Source organism: Terrimonas sp. (assembly GCF_003075435.1).
Lineage (GTDB): Bacteria > Bacteroidota > Bacteroidia > Chitinophagales > Chitinophagaceae > Agriterribacter.
This window is the reverse complement of sequence record NZ_QCZJ01000001.1, coordinates 481,794-505,400: the sequence shown is the minus strand read 5'-3', so window position 1 is coordinate 505,400 and position 23,607 is coordinate 481,794. Positions and strand designations below refer to the sequence as shown.

The following is a 23,607-nucleotide window of genomic DNA, read 5'->3' as shown; positions in this document are numbered from 1 at the left end:
CCTTGTGGAGAACCAGTCGATCCTGTGAAAGCCAAACGATGAAAAACACCGTAAAATGTAATGAAGACCACCTGTGAAAAACGCGAGACTGTCCTCTAAAAAAAATTTCGGGAAGCAGAATGCTTCCCGTTTTTTATGTTATTATATGCAGTGCAATATGGTAAAAATATCCCTATACCCTTGCAGCTTTTCTGTAGTCATTTTTTTGCAGCCATTGCAACACTTTATCCCGCTGATCCCCCTGAATGATAATTTCTTCATCCTTTACGGAACCACCGGTGCCACAATAGCCTTTTAGTTTTTTTCCCAGTGCTTCAAGGTCATCATCATTACCTTTAAATCCATATACAATAGTAACAGCCTTGCCTGCACGATGTTTGGTATCAAGTATTACACGCAATGGTTGCTGAGCAGGAGGTAATGTGGCTGTATCTTTTTCTTCCTGTTCAAAAGAGAAAGAAGGATCTGTGCTGTATATATACCCTTGTTTATCTGGCTTATTTTTTTTAGACATAGTGGATGGTTTTGTTGGGCGTTTTAGGTTACAGGGTACAAGTTTCAGGTTGCAAGTTGCGGGTTCTACTGACGGCTGACGGCTGATAGCTGACAGCTAATAGCTAACCGTCCATACGCCTATACAATCATCGCTTTAAGACTAAGATCCGCGCTCACCGCATGATGGATAACCGCGCCTATACTCACATAGTCTACCCCGGTTTCAGCATAAGCTTTTACATTATCAAGATTAATGCCTCCGCTGGCTTCCGTTTCAAACTTACCATCAATAATCTTTAATGCTTCTGTTATTTGCTCCGGTTTAAAATTATCAAGCATAATCCTGTCTGCTTTTCCTGATGCAACCACTTTCTTAACATCTTCAAGCGTTCTTGTTTCTACTTCTATTTTTAACTCAGGTTTTTTTTGCTGCACATAATTGTAAGCTTTATCCAATGCTTTTTCAATACCACCGCTGTAATCAATATGATTATCCTTGAGCATGATCATATCATATAAACCCATGCGGTGATTTAAGCCTCCGCCAATGCGAACAGCTTCTTTTTCAAGCAAACGAAAATTAGGTGTGGTTTTCCGGGTATCCAGTACCCTGGTACGGCAGCCTTTTATCTTATCAACGTATTTCCGGGTAAGAGATGCAATGCCGCTCATACGCTGCATACAATTCAGCACAAGTCTTTCGCATTGCAATATGGTGTATACTTTTGCTTCCACTTCAAAAGCAATCTCGCCAAACTTCATTGTATCACCATCTTTTTTATAAGCTGTGAATGTCACTTCCGGCTCCATGAACCGGAATATTTTTTCCGCTACCTCTACACCTGCAAGAATACCGTCTTCCTTAATTTTCAGAACAGCTTTTCCCTTTGTATCTGGTGATATACAGCTTAGCGTTGAATGATCTCCATCGCCTATATCTTCCTCCAATGCATTTTTGATCAGCTTATGTAATGCCTGTTCGTATGTAGTTATCATTTGGTAAAGCTAATGCATTTACAGGAAGGAGGAATAGCTATGGGCTATCAGCTATCGGCTGTCAGCTGATCGAAAAATTTCATCCAAAAATCTAAGAAAAACTGTAACGTGCCGAATATAGTTTTAAGGGACTGAAATATTGAACATCTTTGTATTGTCAACGTTGATAACACAATCCAGATCCTGAAAAACGAAGCACCTATGAACCCGAAAATCCAAACCTGGGAAAACAAATCACAACCTTGAGAAAGCTGGTCCGCTTTTAATCCGTACCCGATAACTATGAAAACTGAAAATCCTTAATCCCTGAACTACCCTTTTAGTAAAATCCATATCCATGAGAAGAACATCACAACCTTTATTCCAATATTTATGAGAACTCAGTCCAGAACAGGCCAAGCAGTATAGCAATAACAACCCCACTGACCAGAAATGATGCATAGTAAAATAATTAAACCGGTATACCAGTACCGGTTTTTTGTTATTTAACTTCCTGCATTTCTACCAGTTTCCGGTAAATGCCATTCAGCGCAATCAGTGCATCATGTGTACCTCTTTCCGCAATTTCACCCTTCTGCAAAACAATTATTTCGTCTGCATGTCTTACGGTTGAAAGCCGGTGCGCAATCACAATAGAAGTTCTGTCTTCCATCAGATTATTGATAGCATCCTGTACCAAACGTTCGCTTTCGGTATCCAAAGATGAAGTTGCTTCATCTAAAATGAGAATCGGAGGGTTTTTTAAAACAGCTCTTGCTATAGTTAATCGTTGTCTTTCTCCTCCACTCAGTTTTGTTCCACGATCACCGATATTATATTGAAATGCGTCTTCCTTCTTGCTGATGAAATCGTACGCATTAGCAATTTTAGCTGCATGCTCAATATCAGCCATAGCTGCGCCAGGTGCACCTAATGCAATATTGGCTGCGATAGTGTCATTAAACAGGATAGGTTCCTGTGTTACAATGCTTATATGCTGACGCACTGAGGAAAGTGCATAATCTTTAATATTCACACCATCGATCAGTACTTCTCCGGAAGTGGCATCGTGAAATCTTGGAATAAGATCTGCAAGGGTAGATTTGCCAGAGCCGGAAGAGCCAACCAATGCCAGTGTTTTTCCTTTTTCAATAATAAGATTAATGTTTTTAAGAATGGAAATATCATCATAGCTGAAGCTTACATTGCGCAGTTCTATTTTACTGTTAAATGTATCAAGTTGTTTGCCTGAAGGTTTATCTAATACAGTGATCTTTGCATTTAGCACATCTTCCACGCGCTCCAATGCGGCGGCACCCCTTTGTATATTAAAAAACGACGTGGAAATATTTTTAGCCGGGTTAATGATCAATGCAAAAGAGGCGATATATGCCAATAGTTCGCTTGCAGCCAAACCTTTGCCGCCGCTTTCCAATACCAGTCGTCCGCCAAAATATAATATCACGCACAATACAATCACTCCCAGTACCTCAGTTAAAGGACTGGCTAAATCACGCCGCGCAGCCATATTCTTCCTGAGCCTGAAAAGCTCATCGTTTATGGTAAAGAATTTGTTGCGCAATAATTTTTCAGCCATAAAGGCTTTAATCACTCTAAGGCCTCCAAGTGTTTCGTCTAAAATAGATAAGCTTTCTCCCAGCTTTATAGCGGCATCCTGCGACTGACGTTTCAGCTTCCTGCTTATTCTGCCGATTAAGAAACCTGTAACAGGCAATAGAATAAGTAAAAAAAGCGATAACGCCGGAGAGATGATGACCAGGAATATAAGATATCCCAATACCGTAATGGGGTCTTTTATAAGTCCCTCTAATGTGCCTACGATAGAGCCTTCTATTTCACTGATGTCGTTTGTCATTCTCGACATGATATCTCCCTTTCTCTTTTCGGTAAAATAGCCAACCGGCAGCAGGAGTATCTTATCGTACAGATCGGCCCTAAGTTCTGTTATTACAGCGCTGCGGATAGGCGCCGACAGCAGGTTGGATAAATACAGAAATAGATTTTTTAAAACTATGGCAACAATTAAAAAGCCACATATGGCGGTTAATGCTGCCATTCGCCCTGCTATTCCTCCTCTTGTTTCAATAATATGTAAGAGAATTTTGTTGATATAAGCTATTACCTTGTTATCACTCAAAATCTGGTTGCCGGTAGCTTCAGGTCTGAATATCAAATCAAAAAAAGGGGTGAGCATTGCAATGGAAACCACACCAAATACGGTAGCCAGCAGGGTGAAAATAAAATATAGCAACAACTTGTCTGAATACCTGCCTATGTATTTAAAAATCCTCGAAAACTTCTTCATTCGTGTTTAATCGTAAATTAAACGGCAAAGTAACTAAATTTACGGCCACAAAACCTGAATGATATGATGGAAGGAAAACGGCAAAAGCAGGTAGCCGGGCTTTTGTATGAAGAATTTAACGAAATATTTCAACGATTGGGGCTTGGAATGATGGATGGAGGAATGGTATCCATTTCATCCGTAAAAGTAACACCCGACCTGCTGGAAGCAAGAATTTATCTTAGCTTTTTCCAGATCAAAGATGTGGAAGCTGCGCTGAAAAAGATTGAAGACAGGCAGTGGGAAATTAAAAAAGCTTTAACAGAAAGGGTGAAGCACCAACTGCGCCGTATACCCGAACTGAAGTTTTTTGCAGATGATACGCTTGAACATGTTTTTAAAATGGAAGCATTATTTAAAAAGATAAAGGAAGAAGACGAAAAGAAAGAAAGCGGGGAATAAGGTAAATGGCGTAAGGTATAAGGCTTAGGGTAAGAATACCTTCCACCTTCCACCCTACACCACAAACCCCAAACTACAAACCACAAACCTTCCACATAAAATATACACACTTGTATCTCAACTTTGCCTGGCGTTATTTTAAAGCTAAAAAATCAACCAATGCTATAAATATTATTGCATGGGTGAGTGTAGTGGCTATTGCATTTGCCACAACGGCTTTGCTGGTATTATGGAGCGCATTTAATGGCTTTGAAGATCTTGTAAAATCGTTATACACTACTTTTTATACAGATGTAAAAATATCCGCAGCATCAGGAAAAACAATTGAGCTCACTCCCGCACAAATACATTCTCTTAAAAATGTAGAAGGTGTGAAAACAATTTCGCTGACAGCGGAAGAAAAAGCATGGTTACAAAATGAAGATTACAGCACTATTGTAGATCTTAAAGGAGTTGATACCAGCTATACACATGTTACAAGTATTGAGCAGGGAATGGTGAGGGGAAAATATTTTTTGGGAGATACTGAAAATCCCGGCGCGGTGCTTGGCGTGGGTATTGAAAATGCTGTTGCAGTACTAAGCGACAGAAGTGTTGGCAAGCTTGTTATTTACCTGCCGGTTAAAGGCGCAACCATTACCAGCGATCCTTTGTCAGCTTTTAGTGAAGGGCATATCATGCCTTTTGGTGCATTTGCAGTTCAGCAGGAGTTTGACAATAAATATGTGTTGACCAACATCGATTTTGTAAAACAATCTATGCAGTTTAAGCCTGATGAATATTCTTCTGCAGAAATTGCGATTACTAAAGGAGGCGAGGAAAATATTGTGAAGAAAAGGATACAGCAATTGCTGGGCAAGGCATACCAGGTGCAAACAAGGCATGAGCAGAACAGTAGCCTCTATACTGTAATGCGCGTAGAAAAATATGTGATCTACGGCATATTTATCCTGGTGCTTATTATAGCTTCGTTCAATATGGTAGGCGCACTGAGTATGCTTGTTTTGGAAAAGCAGAAGGATATACAGATTCTTCAATCAATGGGTGCAGATAAAAGCTGGATACAGAGCGTTTTTTTGAGTGAGGGCGTATTGCTGGCTTTTATTGGTGCATTTGCGGGAATGTTGCTCGCATTATTGCTAATCTTCTTACAGTTAAATTTTAAAATGATACCATTGGAAGGGGCGTCGTTTATTATTGATTATTATCCTGTTAAGCTGGTTTTCATGGATTTTGTGATTGTAGCTGCAACTGTTTTCCTGATCGCTGCAATTGCTTCGTGGTTTCCTGCCAGGCGTGCCGCCCAACAGCCATTTGAGTTAAGGAACTAAGCAGCCATACTGTCATAAAACCGGAATTTGTACGTAATTTGATTGATGGATTTGTTCCTCTGAAACTTGATCTCTCGTTTATGAAAATATTATTCAGGTATTTAAACCCATTCAAATGGCTGGTGGCGCTTGTGCTGCTGCTATCAGCTATGAACACAGGATTTTCTCTTTTTGATCCTATCATTTTTGGCAAGCTTATCAATCTTGCTAATGCGCAACAGGTATTACCTGCACCGGATAAGCATTATGATTGGCATGACTACCTGTTTCTTAAAGAGAATTTCATTAATAAAAATGGAAAGGCAGACAGCATGTATGGTGTGGTATGGCTTTTACTGGCTTCTATTACAATAGCCATGATCAGCCGTATTGCCAAGAACTTCCAGGATTATTTTTTGAATGTTATCATACAAAAATTTGGCGCTAAGGTTTTTACAGACGGATTGCAGCATGCCATGAAATTGCCTTATCACCAGTTTGAAGATCAGCGTAGCGGTGAAACACTTTCTGTGCTTACCAAAGTGAGGGCAGATGTAGAAAGGTTTATGATAAACTTCATCAACATTCTGTTTGGCGTTATAGTAGGTATTGTGTTTGTATTTTTTTATGCCGCGTTGTATATACACTGGAGTATTCCGATAACCTATGTGGTCGGTATTTTATTATTAACGGTTATCACTAATTTCCTGAGTAAAAAAATAAAACTCATTCAAAAAAATATTGTTGGGCAAACAACAGCGCTTGCCGGCTCTACAACCGAATCACTGCGCAATATTGAGCTGGTAAAAAGCCTTGGGCTTACAACACAGGAAGTAGAACGTTTAAACAAGAATACCTACAAAATACTCGGGCTTGAATTAACCAAAGTAAAGCGAATAAGAAGCATAAGCTTTATACAGGGCACTTTTGTGAACACACTCCGCCAGGTTATATTGTTTATTTTGATGTGGTTGATATACGGACGCCAGATGGATGCAGGACAACTGGTTACCATGCAGATCTTTTCTTTCTTTGTTTTCGGCCCATTGCAGGAAATCGGGAATATCATTCTTTCTTACCGTGAAGCAGAAGCATCATTGAATAATTTTGATGATCTGATGAAGAAAACGCCGGAGCTCGATCCATCAAATCCACAACACCTGGGCGATATTGAAACATTGTCTTTTCAACAGGTTGCCTTTAAACATAAAACCGCCGCGCAAAAAGCCATTAATAATATCAGCTTTAATGTTAAGATAGGGGAAACCATAGCATTTGTTGGGCCAAGCGGAAGCGGTAAATCTACTTTAATGAAATTACTTGTGGGTTTATACCGGCCGGAGCAGGGCAAAATATTATACAACGGGCTTGATGAAACAAAGATCCGTTTTGATGATTTAAGAAAACAAATAGGTTTTGTAACGCAGGATACCAATCTCTTTAGCGGGACTATCAAAGAAAACCTGCTATTCGTAAATCCTTCTGCAACTGTAGAAGATGTGATGGACGCGCTGCAAAAAGCATCCTGCCAGAATTTACTGGCAAGGGCTGAAAAAGGGTTGGATACCATGATTGGAGAAGGCGGATTAAAGCTCTCCGGAGGAGAAAAGCAACGTTTATCTATTGCAAGAGCCTTGCTGCGTAAGCCCAAATTATTATTGTTTGATGAAGCAACCTCAGCGCTGGATTCTTTAACGGAGGAAGAAATTACAGATACCATCCGTGATATTTCCTCAACGGGTTCACAAATAACGATACTCATTGCGCACAGGCTGTCAACCATTATGCACGCGGATAGAATATACGTGCTTGAAAAAGGTGATGTTGTTGAAACCGGCACACATGAAAATCTGCTCAGCGAAAAAGGATTGTATTACGCGATGTGGCGTCAGCAGATAGGAGAAAGAAAAAAGGTGATACAATACGGATTGCGATAAGTAATAATTGATTTTACATTCTTTACGAAGCCAGGATATGCCTGCATACAAAAATGTAACTTGTATGGTGTTAGTTTGTTGCTTTATAAAAGGCGATCAGTTGGACAATAAAGTCAAACACCTAAGTGACAGAAATAAAAATCCCCCGCATAGCGGGGGATAGTCAAGACAGATAGCAGTGGCTACAACATAGTAAAACTTTCAAGGAACTTCGTGGTAAAGTTGCCTTTTATAAAATCTTCATTACGCATAAGTTGCTGGTGAAAAGGAATAGTGGTTTTTACACCTTCAATCACATATTCACTGAGGGCGCGGCTCATGGTATTTATAGCTTCTTCCCTTGTGCGGGCAACAGCGATAATTTTAGCGATCATGGAATCATAGTATGGCGGAATAATATAGCCGGCATAAGTATGCGAGTCAATTCTCACGCCATGCCCACCCGGTTGGTGCAATACCGTTATTTTTCCGGGTGATGGTCTGAAGTCATTATAAGGATCTTCAGCATTAATACGGCATTCAATAGCATGCATTTCAGGGTAATAATTTCTGCCTGAAATAGATTCGCCTGATGCTATTTTTATCTGTTCTTTAATAAGATCAAAATTGGTCACTTCTTCTGTTACACAATGTTCTACCTGGATACGCGTATTCATCTCCATAAAATAAAAATTCCTGTGCTTGTCAACCAGGAATTCTATTGTGCCAACGCTTTCATAATTAATAGCAGATGCTGCTTTAACTGCTGCTTCTCCCATTTTCTCACGAAGATCATTGGTCATAAATGGAGAAGGAGATTCTTCGACCAGCTTTTGATGGCGGCGTTGAATGGAACAATCTCTTTCGCTCATGTGGCAAACCTTACCGTAACGGTCACCCGCAATTTGTATTTCTATATGGCGAGGTTCTTCCACAAACTTTTCCATATACACCCCGTCATTTTTAAACGATGCACCAGCCTCTGCCTTAGCGGTGCTGTACGCTTTTTCCATCTCACTTTCTTCCCAAACCACACGCATACCCTTACCGCCGCCGCCGGCTGTTGCTTTCAATATAACGGGGTAACCAATTTCTTTTGCAAGGCCTTTAGCTTCATCCACACTTCCCAGTAAGCCTTCACCACCAGGTACTACAGGCACGCCGGCTTTGATCATTGTTTCTTTCGCGGTGATCTTATCGCCCATCGCGTTGATCATATCAGGAGTAGGTCCAATAAATTTTATACCATGCTCACCGCATATCCTGGCAAATCTTGCATTCTCGGCCAAAAAACCATACCCGGGATGTATAGCATCTGCATTGGTAATTTCAGCGGCAGACATCAGGTGCGGTATGTTCAAATAAGAATCTGCACTTTGAGGGCGACCAATACAAACCGCCTCGTCAGCAAACTTTACATGCAGGCTGTCTTTGTCGGCGGTGGAATAAACGGCAACGGTTTTGATGCCCATTTCCCTGCAGGTGCGTATAATACGCAATGCAATTTCGCCACGATTTGCAATCAGTATTTTTTTGAACATGTAGTCAATTTGAAAATTCAGGAATTTGAAAACTTAAAAAAATATGTAAAAATTTAAATGAGGTTTACTCATTTTCAAATTAACACATTTTCACATTTTCAAATTAATTAGGTTCTACGAGGAATAACGGCTGGTCGTACTCAACAGGGCTGGCATCATCTACCAGTATCTTAACTATTTTGCCGCTCACCTCACTTTCTATTTCATTAAATAATTTCATTGCCTCAATAATGCAAACTATTTTACCGGGCGTTACATCATCGCCAACTTCCGCAAAAATCGGCTTGTCGGGCGATGGGCGCCTGTAAAAAGTACCAATCATCGGGCTTTTAATAGCTATGAGATTTTCAGCTTTGGGTTCAGCAGCAGGTTTGGCTTTTTCCGCTGTGGGCTCCTGCGCTCCTGCCGGTCTGGCTGCCGCTTCATATGTTGGTAATGCTGCAGAAGGAGCAGATACGACCTGGGTAATATGGTCTTCTTTCTGCTTGATGGTAATTTTAAAATCTTTTTCCTCAAGGGTTATTTCGCCAATATTGGATTTGTTGATAATTTTTATCAACTCCTGAATTTGTTTAAAATCCATGTGGTTTTGTTTAAGTTTTGCCCGAATTTAATCGGAAACTGACGGCTAAGATAGTAATTCAGGGTAATTCTATCCAAATCAGTTTTTTACTCTTTCAACGTATTCGCCTGTTTTTGTATTGATGCGTATCAATTCGCCTTCATTTACAAACAAAGGAACCATTACGGTAGCACCGGTTTCAACGGTGGCGGCTTTTAAGGTACGGGTAGCTGTATCGCCTTTAACGCCTGGTTCGCTGTAGGTAACCAATACTACAATTTTGTCAGGTAATTCAACATTCATGGGCAGTTCAGTTTCGGTGTTGATCAAAACACCCACTTCCTGGCCTTCTTTTAAAAATTGGGGAGCATCTACAAGCTGTTCAGCAATGGCAATCTGCTCAAAGGTTTCATTATCCATGAAATTATATCCTGAATCATCTTTATATAAAAACTGGAAAGACTTTTTTTCAACACGCACAGGATAAATGGTATCGCCTGAGTTCCAGGTCTTTTCTATGCTACGGTTATTATCAACACCCTTTAGTTTAGCCCACACTTTAGCAGCGGCCCTGGCAGTTTTATTTTCACCAAATTCTACTACACTGTAAAGGCTTCCATCTAATTTCAGGATCATTCCCCTGCTGATATCTGCTGTATTTGCCATATTTGCAATTTTTAAAGTGGCGCAAATATAAGCTGAAATTGTATTTCCCACCTAATTAAACAACATGTGCACATATTTCAGTTCCTGCTATATTAACAAAGGCCATTTAAATATTTTTCGGGTATTTTTGTGAATATGGAGCAAACCATTTCCCACGATACCATATCTGAAGAAAAACTTTCCTTCGAACGTTTTCGGCAGGAAGTTATGGATGATTATAAACAGGCTTGCGAAAGCAGGGAAGCCAGTTTGCTCGGTCGTAAGGAAGTACTTACCGGCAAAGCTAAATTTGGCATTTTTGGAGATGGAAAGGAAGTGCCGCAGGTCGCATTATCCAAATTCTTTAAACCCGGCGATTTTTACGCCGGATATTACCGTGATCAAACTATAGCATTCGCCACTGGCGTTGCCACAATTGAAGAATTTTTTTCGCAGTTGTATGCCAACCCTGATGAAACGGACGAACCTCATAGCGCCGGCAGGCAAATGAACGCGCATTTTTCTTCAGCGTTTATGGATAAAAATGGCGAGATACGCGACCTCGTTAATCTTAAAAACTTTACCAATGGCATTGCGCCCACAGCAGGACAAATGCCGCGGGCCGTTGGTTTAGCTTTTGCATCTAAAGTTTTCAGGGATATTGAATTGCTGCACCAGTTTAAAACATTATCTAACAACGGTAATGAAATTTGTTTTTGTACCATTGGTGACGCGTCAACGGCAGAAGGTCATTTCTGGGAAGCTATTAACGCTGCGGGAGTAATGCAGATTCCCTTAGCAATTTTTATCTGGGATGATGCTTACGGTATTTCGGTTCCCTCAGGAGAACAGATCGTAAAAGGTTCGATATCTGATGCTTTAAAAGGTTTCCAGAAAAAAAATAATACCGATGGCATTGATATATATAAAGTAAAGTGCTGGGATTATGCAGGAATGTGTGAAGTGTTTGAACAGGGTATTCAAAAAATAAGGGAAACACATACTGCTGCTGTTTTTCATGTAGAAGATGTGACGCAGCCGCAGGGGCATTCTACTTCGGGTAGCCATGAGCGGTATAAATCGCAGGAAAGACTGGAGTGGGAGCGGGAATGGGATTGCAATAAAAAAATGAGAGAATGGATTTTGGCGAATGCCCTGGCTGATGAAGAAGAATTGAATGCAATAGAAATAGGAGCGAAGGCATTTGTAAAACAAAGCAGGGAAATTGCCTGGAATAAATATATAACTCCGTTGCGGGCTATAGTAAATCAAACAGTTTCGGTGCTGCAATCCATTACCGAAAATGAAACAACACAGCTGCCGCGTATACAAAAAGCCATAAAAGTTTTACAGCAAAACCGTGAGCCGCTGCGTAAAGATATCCTGAAAGCACTGGCAACCGGTGTTAATTTCAGCAGCTCCGAAGAAGTAAAAAAATACTATAACGAATTATACGCTGAACAAAGTCATTTATACAGATCGCATCTGTACAATGAGGGCACTAAAAGTCTTGCTAATGTTCACGCGGTACCTGCAGTTTATGATGATAATGCACCAGCTATAAATGGTTACCTGGTATTGAATAAATATTTTGATGAGTTATTTAAGCATAACCCCAGGGTACTGGCGTTTGGTGAAGATCTTGGGTCTATTGGTGATGTAAACCAGGGATTTGCTGGTTTGCAGCAAAAACATGGTTCACAAAGAATTTTTGATACAGGTATAAGAGAACTTACTATTGTTGGGCAGGCGATAGGATTGGCAATGCGTGGCTTACGCCCAATTGCTGAAATTCAGTATGTAGATTATATGCTGTATGGATTGGAACCATTGAGCGATGATGTAGCCTGTTTACACTATCGGACAAAAGGAAAACAGGGATGCCCGTTAATTATTCGCACACGCGGACACAGGCTCGAAGGTATCTGGCATAGTGGCTCTCCGATGGCAGTGCTTATAAATGCGCTGAGAGGCTTTCATATATGTGTGCCAAGAAATATGGTGCAGGCGGCGGGTATGTATAATACGTTGCTGGAGGTAAATGACCCGGCAGTAATGGTAGAATGTTTGAATGCTTACCGGCTGAAAGAAAGGCTGCCTTCTAATTTATTAGATTTTCGTGTTGCGTTAGGGATACCTGAAATAATAAAAGAGGGCGATGATATTACTATTGTATCTTATGGCGCTACGTTGCGCGTAGCGCAGGAAGCCGCGGCAGTACTTGAAGATATGAATATTCATTGCGAGATTATAGATGTACAAACATTATTGCCCTTTGATATCAATCATGTCATTATTGAATCATTAAAGAAAACAAACAGGATAATTTTTACTGATGAAGATATGCCTGGCGGTACTGCCGCATATATGTTCAATAAGGTGATGGAAGAACAAAGTGGTTATCGCTGGCTTGATGTAGCCCCGAGAACAATAACTGCCCAGGCAAGCCGTCCTGCCTATGGGTCAGATGGCGACTATTTCACCAAGCCTAATGCAGAAGATATTATTAAAGCGGTAAGAGAAATGATGAGCGAATAAAAAGCTTCTGTTAAATATTTCAACCAATTTCCCGGATATTTCAAAAAGATAAAAGTGAGCAAGCTGGTTACAAAAGACGATCTAAGATTTGTTGACTTCTGGAAAGAGCAACGCCAGGGATCTAAAACTAAATACTACCTCATATATACGTTGGCCTGGAGTTTTGTAGTATGCCTGTCGTCTTTCTTTATCATCATTTTTATGGGTGGCATCAGTATTATTCCCATAGCGCAGGATAATTATAAAATAGCGCTTATAGTGGGAGTAGGTATGGTTTTAGGCTTCATTATTGCCCTGATATCCCGTAGCTTAAATGAAAAGCGCTACCAGAAAATATTAGAAAAAGTGAGAAATAATTAATGCAGGAACCTTGCATTTAACTCCGGCGTAGGCATCATACAACTATCAGATTTGCCAAACCATTTATACCTGTTTTTCGCTACCCAATCGTATATGGCATTTCGTATAAAAGAAGGAACGATGATGAATATATACAATAAAGGCCATGTCCCGCTCAACCTTTTTACTACACGCAAAGCCGCTGTGCTTCTTGTATAGGCCTTGTTGTTTTCAATCAAAACAAAAGAATCAAATTTATCAGGAGATAAGTGATGTTGTTTCAGGAGTTGTTGCCCTGCATTACTTTGCAATGCTGTAAAATAGAAGTGTTTCTTCCTATCTTTTTTAATAACAAACTGTACGCTATTATTGCAAAGGTTGCATACACCGTCAAAGAGAATTACAGGGTAATGTTGTTTCACCCGGCAAAGTTACAACAGAAGGATTATAAGATTAAGTTTATAACTTTAAGATGCAGACAGGTTAACTGAGCACATTATATGAAACTGCCTTTTAAACCAATATTACTTACCTGGATTATTGCAGGTACGGCTGATGCGCTTGCTGCTATTATGGTATATGCATGGATATTAAATAAAACAACAGTATTACAAATATTTCAGGGCATAGCCAGCGGAATAGCCGGCAAAGATGCTTTTAATGGGGGCGCTGAAACGGCAGTATTGGGGCTATTGTTGCACTATTTTATAGCTCTCTGCTGGGTAATGCTTTATTTCTTATTGTATCCACGCTTTAAATTTCTCCAAAAAAATATTATTGCAAGTGCAGTAATCTATGGCTTATTTGTATGGTTGTTTATGAATATTATTGTGCTGCCGGTTACTTTCGGAAGACCCCCTGTTCTTACAATGAATAATATTTTTACGGGCAGTATAATGCTTATGTTCGCGATTGGATTACCTGTTTCGATTATTGCTGACCATTATTTCAGGAAATGAATGCAACCGTAGTATACCTTTTAGACCTGTGATTATTAATAATTTCGGTTTCGAACACATATAGCTTATTATCTTCGCAACTCAAATGCTCTGTATAAGAGCGTTTACTGATAAATATGAAAATATTACAAACAGCAGAAAGAGTATCTCAGAATGATCATTCGGATAATTATGTATACCAGCGGTCGTTGCTTGCTTATCTTGAAGCCGCAAAACTGATTTCAGGCAAAGTGCTGGAAATAGGTACGGGCAGCGGTTATGGTGTTGAAATAATAGCACCTCATACGGATGAGTTTGTAACAATAGATAAGTTTGAAACGGATATTATTCATTCCGATGCCTTCAAAAATAATAATGTACGGTTTATACAAATGAATATTCCACCGTTAACAGATGTACCTTCTGATACTTTTGATTTTGTGATCACTTTCCAGGTGATTGAGCATATTCCAAAAGACAATGAATTTTTGAAAGAGATTAACCGGGTGCTGAAAAAGGGTGGAAAGCTTATCGTAACTACGCCAAATAAGAAAATGTCTATTACAAGAAATCCCTGGCATGTGCGTGAATATACTGTAGAAGAGCTGAAGCAGTTATTGAGCCGCCATTTCAGCAGTGTTAAAGCACTTGGCGTTTTTGGTAATCAAACCATCATGGATTATTATCAAAAAAATAAAGAATCTGTAAGAAGAATTACACGCTTTGATATTTTTAATCTTCAGTACAGGCTACCGCGTCAATTGCTGCAAATTCCTTATGATATTTTAAACAGGATGAACAGGAAGAAATTACTGAAGCAGAATGAAAACCTTACAACAGGTATTACCCATGAAGATTATTTTATAAAAGAAGCGGGCGATAGTTGTTTTGACCTTTTTTATGTAGCGGAAAAATAACAAGCAGCACCTGCATTTCTAAAATGCGTCAATTCCCAAACAATTTTTTACAAATAAAAAGGCTGCCTCAAGGCAGCCCCGTAAAAATTAATCAAGGTCAGGTTTCATTATATATTTACCGTCCAAAATACTTATTTACTGCTTCCACACGATTGGTTACATGCAACTTCTCGTAAATGTGGTAAACGTGTTTTCTAACTGTTTCCTGCGCGATGCCCAGCTTAGTGGAAATTTCTTTATACAACATGCCTTTGGCCAGTAATTCCAGTATCTCATGCTCACGGTTGGAGAGCGCATCCAATACTCCTGTTGAGTGCGTATTTTTTTCCTGGAAAGCAGCAACCACTTTACGCGCTATCTGGCTGCTCATAGGTGCTCCGCCTTCTGCTAATTCACGAATGGCTTCGAGTAATTTACCCGGTGCCGTTTTTTTGAGGATGTAACCATTTGCTCCAGCGGCCAATGCTTCAAAAATTTTTTCATCCTCCTCATATACTGTACACATCATAAATAATATATCAGGATATCTTGGCTTCAACTCTCTTACACAATCAATACCACTCATTCCACCAAGATTAATATCCATTAATACAACATCAGGCATTACTTTGGGTATACCCACAATAGCGGCTTCAGCGCTTATAAAGGAGCCACAAAAGCGATACCCGTCAGCCATCATGATGATCTGTTCTAACGCCTGGCGGATATCATTGTTATCTTCTACTATACAAACTGAAATATTCTCCATCACCATGTACAAAATGCAAATCTAAAGTATATAAGGTAGAATTCTCTTACCCTAAACCGGGTACGTGTTTAAAGGGATAATAAGTTCAATATTTGTACCCCCGTTGCTCGAAATACTACATGAACCCCCGATAGAGGTGAGGCGCTCTTTCATGTTTCTCAATCCATTAGTGTGGTCGGTAATTTTATCATGTAGAAAACCCACACCATTGTCTTTTATAGAAATAATAAAAACTTTGTCAAAAGAAAAATTAACACTTACTAACGATGCCTGTGAATGTTTTACTATATTATGAAGCGCTTCTTTAACAGAAAGAATAATATTCCTTCTTACATTTCCACTTAAAGGAGCATCGTGAACGTTTTCGGGCAAATTTATTTCGAGTATAATATTTGACGGCTCAAAAAATTCCACAATCTGGTGCCGCAGATATGTAATAAGATTTAGTAATGTATCATTTCTTGAATTTAAAGTCCAGATGATCTCGTTCATCTTATCCATCAAAACATTTGAAGTAGCAGAAATTTTTTCCAGCTCTTTTTTATCACTCTCACTATTTTTTACTTTGGCAATTTCACTCAGTAACCTTATTGAAGTAAGTCCGGAGCCAATATCATCATGAATTTCCTGCGAAATGCGTGTCCGTTCACTATCCCTTGCATCAATAATAGCCTTGTATTTTTCTAATTCCTTACGATCATTTTCCAATTGTAATTGCTCAACTGCCCGTATCCTGTTGGCTTCCTGCATTCTAAGCCTGTAGCTTAATGCCAGCAGGAATAATGTCATCTGCGACATTACGCCTGCCATAAATATCAGCACAGAGATGCCGGAATACCTGAGTAATAGCTCATCAAAATTTCCCCAACGGTCAACATATAAGGCCAGGCATGCCATAAAAATAGAGAGCAACGAACCTGCACCAAGGTAACGGGCTTCTTTTTTCTTGTTTTTTGCAATCAGGTAAATGGAAACATATATGGAATACAATAACCCCAAAACCCGCATAATATCGAAAGCAATGTTTGCAGCATAATTATAGGTATTGGTATAAGTTAATGGCAGGTTGACCACCAAAAAAATAAGCTGCAGATAAATAAGCGCTTTTACCTGTTTGTGAAATGCAGGCATTTTTTCTTTTGTTTTTAAAAACGAAAGAATAAACAGCAGGATAAGCATATGCCCCAATAGTTGCAAACCCTGGTAACGCAGGTCATAAAATAAGAAGTATAATGATCCAAAGTGAAATATGTTCAACAGCCGCAAACCAAAATATACCATGAAAATAAAAATGGCAACTGAATAATGTAAATATTCCCATAGGGGATTCCGGATGAACAGTGCAAAAGTGTAAGCGAACATGCAGAACATTATCCCCATAAAAAATATGGTAATAGCCATATATATACGGCTTGGCTGCAGCAGGTGTAAGAAGGAAAAATATGCATGATCTGCTGTTCGGAGAATTACCGGGTCAAAAAGATACCAATTGTAAAAATTGATTTCCAAAGCGATGTAAAATACCTTTTGTTCCCCTTTTTTTAATGCTATTTGAGCATAAGGAATATTAGTGAATAAACCCGGAGAGAACTTAGTTACCTGGTTCTTCAATAATATTTTTTTCCCTGTGCTGTCGCACATATACATTTTGTAACGCTGCGCTTTTCCGGTATAAAGAAGAAAACTGTCCTGCTGTCCGGTATTGGCAAGTGTTAGTTTAATGAAATAATTTGCATCAAGTTTTTTTTGGTTGAAAGGAGATGTATTGGCAGTATAAGAAAAAAGGGTATCGTTTATATCATCGATAGTATACTTTTTGGAATAATCAATAAAATAAAGAAGCTTTTTTAATATAGTATCATAGTGTTGAATGCGGGTAACATCAATTATATCGTTGTTTTTTGCTGATGCACAAAAGCACATCATGCCGTACAGAAACACTATTGGCAGCCTCCTAAGCAATCAATTTGTATTTTCAACAAACTTAACTATCCTGCTAAATATAAAAAAATAGTTATCTGTGTCTTAAACCGGAACATATAAGAGGTATTTTTCTGTAAAAAAATCCTGGTCAAATACATCTCTTAGTTGCCAGGTGTGGGGCTTTAATCCACTTTGTTCAATTTCCACCGTCAGATCGCCTCCTTTTAAACAAATTAACCCATTCTTAAACTCCTCCATTTTTCTTTCTTTTTTTAAGAGCGGCTTACTCCATCGCCACAGATCTGCCAGGGGGGCAACGGCACGGCTTACTACAAAATCAAATTTCTTATCAGTAATTTCTTCCACTCTTGTATGACGGGTTTTAATATTAGTAAGCTGCAGCGCGGCGGCAACTTCATTTACAACTTTTAATTTTTTACCTATGGAATCGACCAGTAAAAAATTAACCCCGGGAAACATAATGGCTAATGGGATACCCGGAAATCCGCCGCCGGTTCCAAGGTCAACAATGTCAAGCCCGGGAGGAAAATCAAATAAGGCGGCTATGGAAAGTGAATGCAATACATGCTTTTCGTACAATGAATCAATGTCTTTGCGGGAGATAACATTGATCTTTTCATTCCATTCTTTGTAGAGCGGTTCAAGCAATGCCAGTTGCTCAAGCTGTTTTTCAGAAAAATCTGTAAAAAACCTTGTGATTATTTCCAGTTTGCCTGCGGTTTCTTCCATAATGCGGGGGTGAAGATGAAGTAATACACAAACATTAAAATATCAAATGCCCAAAACCATTTCCAAAGATCAGCTTCATTCAGTTTTTCCATGGCTTTATACAGGATTATACCCTGTACGATTAAACGTAGTGCAAAAACACCTAAGGCCAATGGCCAACTATAGAAAATGGCTGCAGCTATGCATAACGGGTAGAACATGAAATGCGAGAACGCATATAATCCCAGCAGAAACTTATGTTTACCTTTATAATATTTAGAAGTGGTAAAATGCCTTTTTTTCTGCTTCATCCATTCGCTCCAGGTAGTTTTAGGCTCAGAAAGCGTAAATGCATCCTTATCAATTACAACTTCCGTATTGGTTGCCGTTGCGGCTGCATTAATAAAAAGGTCATCATCTCCACCGGGTAAATGATTATGTGCTGAAAATCCTTTATTTCTAAGAAATACAGCTTTTTTATAAGCAAGGTTTCTGCCCGTGCCCATATATGGAATACCGGCCAGCGCGTAAGAGAAATATTGCAGCCCGCTATGAAAAGTCTCGAACCGGATGATTTTATTGAGTAACCCCTTTCTTTTATGATAAGCGCCGTAACCGAGTACAATTTCGGCGCCATGCTGAAAACGGGACATCATCTTTTGCATCCAGAATTCTGAAACAGGAATGCAGTCAGCGTCGGTCAGCAGTACCGTATCATACTTAGCCGATTTTATGCCCATTGATAAAGGGAATTTTTTGCCGGTAATAAATTTTGCTTCCTGCTTTAACTCAAGGGTAGTAAGCTGCGGAAAATCTTTTTGCAGGGCTTCAACCAGGTATTTTGTTTCATCTACAGAATTGTCATTCACCAAAACAAGCTCCTGTTTATCTGAATATTCCTGCACTAATACACCGGGAAGATTTTTAGCTAAATTTGCGGCTTCATCGCGGGCGCATATTATTACTGAAACAGGTTGCTGGTGATATAATCCCTCAGGACCAAGGTTGTAAAAAGCAACCCTTCTGAAAAAATACAGGTAATAAATGATCTGGATAAGGGCAAAAAGACAGAAAGCTCCGAAGATAATTACACGCCAGTCCAAATTTTCAATCATGGCGGCGAAGGTAAGAAATACAAGGATTTGATAATATGGATTTAATTGTAATGTGAAAAATTGTTGAAAAAATGGCGGCACTTCAGTTTGAGCTAAAAACCACAGATAGTCAGTCGAAAGCAAGAGCAGGTATTATTACTACAGACCATGGCAGTATACCTACGCCGATATTTATGCCTGTGGGCACGGCAGGCAGCGTAAAGGCAGTTACCCAGCAGCAGTTGAAGGATGAAGTGAACGCAAAGATAATCCTGGGGAATACCTATCACCTGTACCTGCGCCCCGGTACGGGCATACTGGAAAGCGCCGGTGGATTGCACCAATTTATGAACTGGAACAGGCCGATCCTTACGGATAGTGGCGGCTACCAGGTTTTTTCTTTGTCGGGCACACGGAAAATACAGGAAGAAGGGGTTGTGTTTCAAAGCCATATTGACGGAAGCCGGCACCTGTTCAGCCCGGAAACGGTGATGGATATACAAAGAAGCATTGGGGCAGACATTATTATGGCATTTGATGAATGCCCCCCTTATCCAAGTGATTATAAATATGCTGAAAGATCCATGCATTTAACCCACCGCTGGCTCGACAGGAGCTTTAACCGTATTGAAATAACTTCCTCAAAATACGAACATACCCAAAATCTTTTTCCTATAGTACAAGGCGGAACATACCACGATCTCAGGAAAATGTCGTGTGAATATATCAGCAGTAAAAATGCTACTGGCAATGCTATTGGCGGGTTGAGCGTAGGTGAGCCTGAAGAAATGATGTATGACTTGTGCGGGCTGTGTTGCGATAATCTCCCAGTGCAAAAGCCGCGCTACCTGATGGGTGTTGGCACGCCCTGGAATATACTGGAATGTATAGCGCTGGGTATTGATATGTTTGACTGTGTGATGCCTACCCGGAATGGAAGAAATGCTATGCTGTTTACATCGAACGGCGTAATTAATATTGATAATAAAAAGTGGGAGAAAGATTATTCGCCGATAGATGATGGCATAGCCTGCGAAACCAGTAATTATTATAGTAAAGCCTATCTCAGGCATCTAATGAAGTCGAAGGAGATATTGGGATTAACGATTGCCAGTATTCAAAACCTTGCATTTTACCTGCATGTGGTTACCGAAGCTCGTAAGCATATTGAAGCAGGTGATTTTACCAGTTGGATGAAGGAGAGTGTAGTGAGGTTTAAGCAAAGGCTGTAGAATTTTTGATTTGAAATTTGAGATTTGAAATTGTTTGTTCAAAATGTCATCATTGAATAATATACTGCGGATAAAACAACAGCCGTATAACTTACTTTTAATTACGGGATTATTATTTGCGTTGTTTTCTTTGTTTTCTGATAAAAGAAATACCCTTGATTTTCACCTGCACGATACCTATTTTGTAATAGCTTTTTCTCATTTCCTGGGATTATTAGCGGTGATACCCTTTTTTATCTGGGCAATCTATTTCTTTTGTAAAAAAATTATTTACTCACTAAAACTTACTTGGCTTCATACGTTACTTACAATAATTATGTTGCTGATTTTTGCTTTCTCATCGCTTATTGATAATAATTATCCCATAGATCCAACCCCCAAAAGGTATTATGATTATAGTGAATGGAATTCATTTAAAGCATTTTCGAGCTATACTAAAATTATAGCGCTGATATTTCTGGTATTTTTAGCTGCACAAGTAATCCTTGTCATAAATTTAGCAGCAGGAACAATTAAGCTGCCCAGGAAAAGAGATTAGCTTATATCTAAAGCAATAAAATATCAAACATTTACAATTAAAAGTATAATTCCGCCTGTTACAGCTATCCCAGTCAATGCATTTATTTCCCAATCTGAATTCTCCAGCACCTTTTTATACGAACCCTTAAAACTTTTAAACATCCAACAAATAAATGCACCAGGAAAAACAAAAAAGAACCGGATAAAAAACTCAAACAAAAATTCCATTACCGCATTTATCATCTAAGCTGTTTTATAACTAATACCATTCCCCCATTCTCACATTCCCCATTTCCACACTTCCCCATTCTCACACTTCCATATTTTCAAATTTTCAAATCTCCACATTCCCACATTATCTCTTCTGCCCAAACAGCCATGGCAAAAACTCCGGTTCTGCAAAAGCATTCTTCCAGCTATCATGTTTTACGCCGGGGTATTCCGTGTATTTTACTTTTGCTTTAGCCGCTTTCAAAGCCTCAACCATAATGCGTGAATTATTAACCGGTACTGCATCGTCATCAGTTCCATGAAATACCCATATCGGAAAATTTCTTCCGTATATTTTTGCGCCGGCAGGGTTACCGCCCCCGCATATAGGAAATGCCGCGGCAAATAAATGAGGTTTACGCCATAATATTTCGAAAGTGCCAAAGCCTCCCATTGATAAGCCGCCAATATAAATTCGTTTAGGATCAACGGTGCCGCCTTTTGCAAGCGTATCAATAAAGTTCATTACCATGCGCAATGGTTTTGTAGGAGCAACATCCATCGGGAACCTGATACCGGCGGAATCAGGATTTTTAGGTCGTACTCTTACACTCCATGATGAATCTGCCGGGCATTGCGGAAATACCACGATAGCCGGAAATTTTTCCCGGTTGGCAGAATCAAGAAAAAGATCGCTTCCCCATTTTAGTTGCGCATCATTATCGTTTCCCCGTTCCCCGGAGCCGTGTAATACTACAATTAAGGGATATTTCTTTTCAGGAGAAAAATGCAAAGGAGAAAGTATGCGGCAAAAAAGAGTGTCATCTCCCTCAATAAAAAATTGCCGTTCATACAGGTCGTGGTTATTATCCTGTGCTTTAATAAAAACAGGTGCTGTGGTTACAGGCAGGAGAAATATTAGGGTTAAGAGTCTGAAACTATTGTGAATATTTTTCATTTCAGAAAGTTACGAAAGTTCTTGTTAGAGTTTTAAGTTACTTTTGTCGCCAATGGCGCTTAATATCAGGCATGAAAAAAATAGACTGGTATATATTTAAGGATTTCATTTTAACATTTGTTTTCTGCATACTGCTGTTTACGGTTATTTCTGTAGTGGTTGATATCAGCGAAAAAACGGATGATTTTGCCAGGTCAAATCTTTCTGCAGGGTTCGTGCTGAAAAATTATTATGTCGGTTTTGTTCCCTTTATTGTTTCCTTTTTATTCCCGCTTTTTACTTTTATAGCAGTTATTTTTTTTACATCAAAACTGGCAAACCGTTCAGAAATTATTGCCATACTTGCCAGTGGCACCAGCTTTAACCGTTTGCTTAAACCGTATATAATCGGGGGCATTCTTTTATCATTATTGCTCTGGATAGGCAACAGGAAGCTGGTTCCCCGCGCCAATGAAATACGAACTGCATTTGAGCTTAAATATGTAAAAGCCCCGGGCATGTCATCTGCCAATAATAATATTTACATGCGGATAGATTCCAATTCGTATTGCGGCATACGGTATTATGATACTACTGCAAAGAGTGGCAATGGCTTTTTTATGGACAGGCTTAAGGGCAACCAGGTAATATATAATTTAAGAGCTGATAAAATTGAGTGGGAGCCAAAAGATAAGAAATGGAAACTGTCAGGTGTAATTGAAAGGCATATCAACGGGCTTCACGAAGATGTTAAACAAGATACGGTGCGGCGTATAGATTTAAAGTTTGCACCGGTAGATCTGAGACGCGATGAATATGTAAAATCCAGGTTGAGCACACGTGAGCTTAATCAAATGGTTAATATGGAAAAATTACGGGGCTCTGAAGGCATTAACGACCTTGAGGTGGAATTATACAGGAGAGATGCTACGCCTGTAACTGTTTTGATACTTACACTTATAGGCGCTATACTGGCTTCCAGAAAAATTCGTGGAGGCAGTGGTATACATCTTGCTGCCGGCTTTGCCATTGCCGCCCTGTTCATTCTTTTAGACCGCTTTTCAACTATCTTCAGTGTAAAGGGAAATCTTCCGCCAATTCTTGCAGCCTGGATACCCAATGTACTTTTTGGTATACTCACCTACTATCTTTACCGCAAAGCTCCAAAGTAAACCTTTGTTGGCAAATATCATTTTAATGTAAATTAACCTGAAACTTCCTGTTTTTTTAGGGCTTGTAACAATGTTTTTGGCTAACTTTAGCGCCATCAGC

At 39.4% G+C, this 23,607-nt stretch carries 22 protein-coding genes; 10 read left to right on the top strand and 12 right to left on the bottom strand.

From position 1 onward, the window contains the following. Window positions 1-172: 172 nt before the first annotated feature. The 3 genes from DC498_RS02075 to DC498_RS02065 form a co-directional block, all read right to left on the bottom strand. On the bottom strand, window positions 173-514 hold the full coding sequence (locus DC498_RS02075; protein WP_116872442.1) for a translation initiation factor: 342 nt from the start codon (window positions 512-514) through the stop codon (window positions 173-175). A 119-nt stretch (window positions 515-633) separates the two neighbouring features. Beyond that, the gene (nadC, locus tag DC498_RS02070; protein ID WP_116872441.1) at window positions 634-1,491 is read right to left on the bottom strand and encodes a carboxylating nicotinate-nucleotide diphosphorylase; all 858 of its coding nucleotides are present in this window, start codon (window positions 1,489-1,491) and stop codon (window positions 634-636) included. A 481-nt stretch (window positions 1,492-1,972) separates the two neighbouring features. Further along, the gene (locus DC498_RS02065; RefSeq protein ID WP_116872440.1) at window positions 1,973-3,796 is read right to left on the bottom strand and encodes an ABC transporter ATP-binding protein; all 1,824 of its coding nucleotides are present in this window, start codon (window positions 3,794-3,796) and stop codon (window positions 1,973-1,975) included. Between the two features lie 63 nt (window positions 3,797-3,859). Here DC498_RS02065 and rbfA point away from each other — a divergent pair, with 63 nt between their 5' ends. From rbfA to DC498_RS02050, 3 genes are all read left to right on the top strand, one after another. After that, window positions 3,860-4,237: a 30S ribosome-binding factor RbfA gene (gene rbfA / locus DC498_RS02060; RefSeq protein WP_116872439.1), complete on the top strand. Its 378-nt coding sequence runs from the start codon at window positions 3,860-3,862 to the stop codon at window positions 4,235-4,237. A gap of 110 nt (window positions 4,238-4,347) precedes the next feature. Next, window positions 4,348-5,568: an FtsX-like permease family protein gene (locus DC498_RS02055; protein ID WP_116872438.1), complete on the top strand. Its 1,221-nt coding sequence runs from the start codon at window positions 4,348-4,350 to the stop codon at window positions 5,566-5,568. Window positions 5,569-5,648: 80 nt separating this feature from the next. Beyond that, window positions 5,649-7,484 carry an ABC transporter ATP-binding protein gene (locus DC498_RS02050; RefSeq protein ID WP_116872581.1) on the top strand — a complete coding sequence of 612 codons (1,836 nt, stop codon included), beginning with the start codon at window positions 5,649-5,651 and terminating at the stop codon, window positions 7,482-7,484. Between the two features lie 182 nt (window positions 7,485-7,666). On the opposite strand, the gene accC is transcribed toward DC498_RS02050, so the two are convergent. From accC to efp, 3 genes are all read right to left on the bottom strand, one after another. Next, a complete protein-coding gene (gene accC, locus DC498_RS02045; RefSeq protein WP_116872437.1) occupies window positions 7,667-9,004 on the bottom strand; it encodes an acetyl-CoA carboxylase biotin carboxylase subunit in 1,338 nt (445 codons plus the stop codon). Window positions 9,005-9,107: 103 nt separating this feature from the next. After that, window positions 9,108-9,587 carry an acetyl-CoA carboxylase biotin carboxyl carrier protein gene (accB, locus tag DC498_RS02040; RefSeq protein ID WP_116872436.1) on the bottom strand — a complete coding sequence of 160 codons (480 nt, stop codon included), beginning with the start codon at window positions 9,585-9,587 and terminating at the stop codon, window positions 9,108-9,110. 78 nt (window positions 9,588-9,665) lie between these two features. Continuing rightward, a complete protein-coding gene (efp, locus tag DC498_RS02035; protein WP_116872580.1) occupies window positions 9,666-10,232 on the bottom strand; it encodes an elongation factor P in 567 nt (188 codons plus the stop codon). Window positions 10,233-10,367: 135 nt separating this feature from the next. On the opposite strand from efp, the gene DC498_RS02030 reads away from it, so the two are divergent. Together DC498_RS02030 and DC498_RS25960 are read left to right on the top strand one after the other, a co-directional pair. Further along, on the top strand, window positions 10,368-12,749 hold the full coding sequence (locus DC498_RS02030; RefSeq protein ID WP_116872435.1) for an alpha-ketoacid dehydrogenase subunit alpha/beta: 2,382 nt from the start codon (window positions 10,368-10,370) through the stop codon (window positions 12,747-12,749). Window positions 12,750-12,803: 54 nt separating this feature from the next. Beyond that, a complete protein-coding gene (locus DC498_RS25960; RefSeq protein WP_133176735.1) occupies window positions 12,804-13,109 on the top strand; it encodes a hypothetical protein in 306 nt (101 codons plus the stop codon). Here the strand turns inward: DC498_RS25960 and DC498_RS02025 are convergent. Next, window positions 13,106-13,510 carry a thiol-disulfide oxidoreductase DCC family protein gene (locus DC498_RS02025; RefSeq protein WP_116872434.1) on the bottom strand — a complete coding sequence of 135 codons (405 nt, stop codon included), beginning with the start codon at window positions 13,508-13,510 and terminating at the stop codon, window positions 13,106-13,108. The genes DC498_RS25960 and DC498_RS02025 overlap by 4 nt on opposite strands. Before the next feature lie 78 nt (window positions 13,511-13,588). Between DC498_RS02025 and DC498_RS02020 the strand changes: the two genes are divergently transcribed. Together DC498_RS02020 and DC498_RS02015 are read left to right on the top strand one after the other, a co-directional pair. Further along, the gene (locus tag DC498_RS02020; protein ID WP_116872433.1) at window positions 13,589-14,047 is read left to right on the top strand and encodes a DUF1440 domain-containing protein; all 459 of its coding nucleotides are present in this window, start codon (window positions 13,589-13,591) and stop codon (window positions 14,045-14,047) included. A 116-nt stretch (window positions 14,048-14,163) separates the two neighbouring features. Continuing rightward, window positions 14,164-14,943 carry a class I SAM-dependent methyltransferase gene (locus DC498_RS02015; RefSeq protein WP_116872432.1) on the top strand — a complete coding sequence of 260 codons (780 nt, stop codon included), beginning with the start codon at window positions 14,164-14,166 and terminating at the stop codon, window positions 14,941-14,943. Window positions 14,944-15,058: 115 nt separating this feature from the next. Here DC498_RS02015 and DC498_RS02010 read toward each other — a convergent pair whose 3' ends face one another. The 4 genes from DC498_RS02010 to DC498_RS01995 all read right to left on the bottom strand — a co-directional run bounded on the left by DC498_RS02010 (window position 15,059) and on the right by DC498_RS01995 (window position 19,458). Further along, entirely contained in the window at window positions 15,059-15,691 is a 633-nt protein-coding gene (locus DC498_RS02010) for a response regulator (RefSeq protein ID WP_116872579.1), read from the bottom strand. Window positions 15,692-15,742: 51 nt separating this feature from the next. Continuing rightward, on the bottom strand, window positions 15,743-17,617 hold the full coding sequence (locus DC498_RS02005; RefSeq protein ID WP_116872431.1) for a sensor histidine kinase: 1,875 nt from the start codon (window positions 17,615-17,617) through the stop codon (window positions 15,743-15,745). Between the two features lie 99 nt (window positions 17,618-17,716). Then, on the bottom strand, window positions 17,717-18,364 hold the full coding sequence (rsmG, locus tag DC498_RS02000) for a 16S rRNA (guanine(527)-N(7))-methyltransferase RsmG (protein ID WP_165813718.1): 648 nt from the start codon (window positions 18,362-18,364) through the stop codon (window positions 17,717-17,719). Next, a complete protein-coding gene (locus tag DC498_RS01995; RefSeq protein ID WP_116872430.1) occupies window positions 18,334-19,458 on the bottom strand; it encodes a glycosyltransferase in 1,125 nt (374 codons plus the stop codon). Before DC498_RS01995 ends, rsmG begins: the two co-directional genes overlap by 31 nt. A 71-nt stretch (window positions 19,459-19,529) precedes the next feature. On the opposite strand from DC498_RS01995, the gene tgt reads away from it, so the two are divergent. Both tgt and DC498_RS01985 read left to right on the top strand, forming a co-directional pair. Next, window positions 19,530-20,669 (top strand): tRNA guanosine(34) transglycosylase Tgt, encoded by a 1,140-nt coding sequence (gene tgt / locus DC498_RS01990; RefSeq protein ID WP_116872429.1) that lies wholly within the window; start codon window positions 19,530-19,532, stop codon window positions 20,667-20,669. Window positions 20,670-20,721: 52 nt separating this feature from the next. Further along, the gene (locus tag DC498_RS01985) at window positions 20,722-21,207 is read left to right on the top strand and encodes a hypothetical protein (protein ID WP_165813717.1); all 486 of its coding nucleotides are present in this window, start codon (window positions 20,722-20,724) and stop codon (window positions 21,205-21,207) included. Window positions 21,208-21,543: 336 nt separating this feature from the next. Here DC498_RS01985 and DC498_RS01975 read toward each other — a convergent pair whose 3' ends face one another. Further along, entirely contained in the window at window positions 21,544-22,356 is an 813-nt protein-coding gene (locus DC498_RS01975) for a prolyl oligopeptidase family serine peptidase (RefSeq protein WP_116872426.1), read from the bottom strand. A 71-nt stretch (window positions 22,357-22,427) separates the two neighbouring features. Between DC498_RS01975 and DC498_RS01970 the strand changes: the two genes are divergently transcribed. Further along, window positions 22,428-23,507, top strand: a complete 1,080-nt coding sequence (locus DC498_RS01970; RefSeq protein WP_116872425.1) for an LptF/LptG family permease — start codon at window positions 22,428-22,430, stop codon at window positions 23,505-23,507. The last annotated feature ends 100 nt before the right edge of the window (window positions 23,508-23,607 follow it).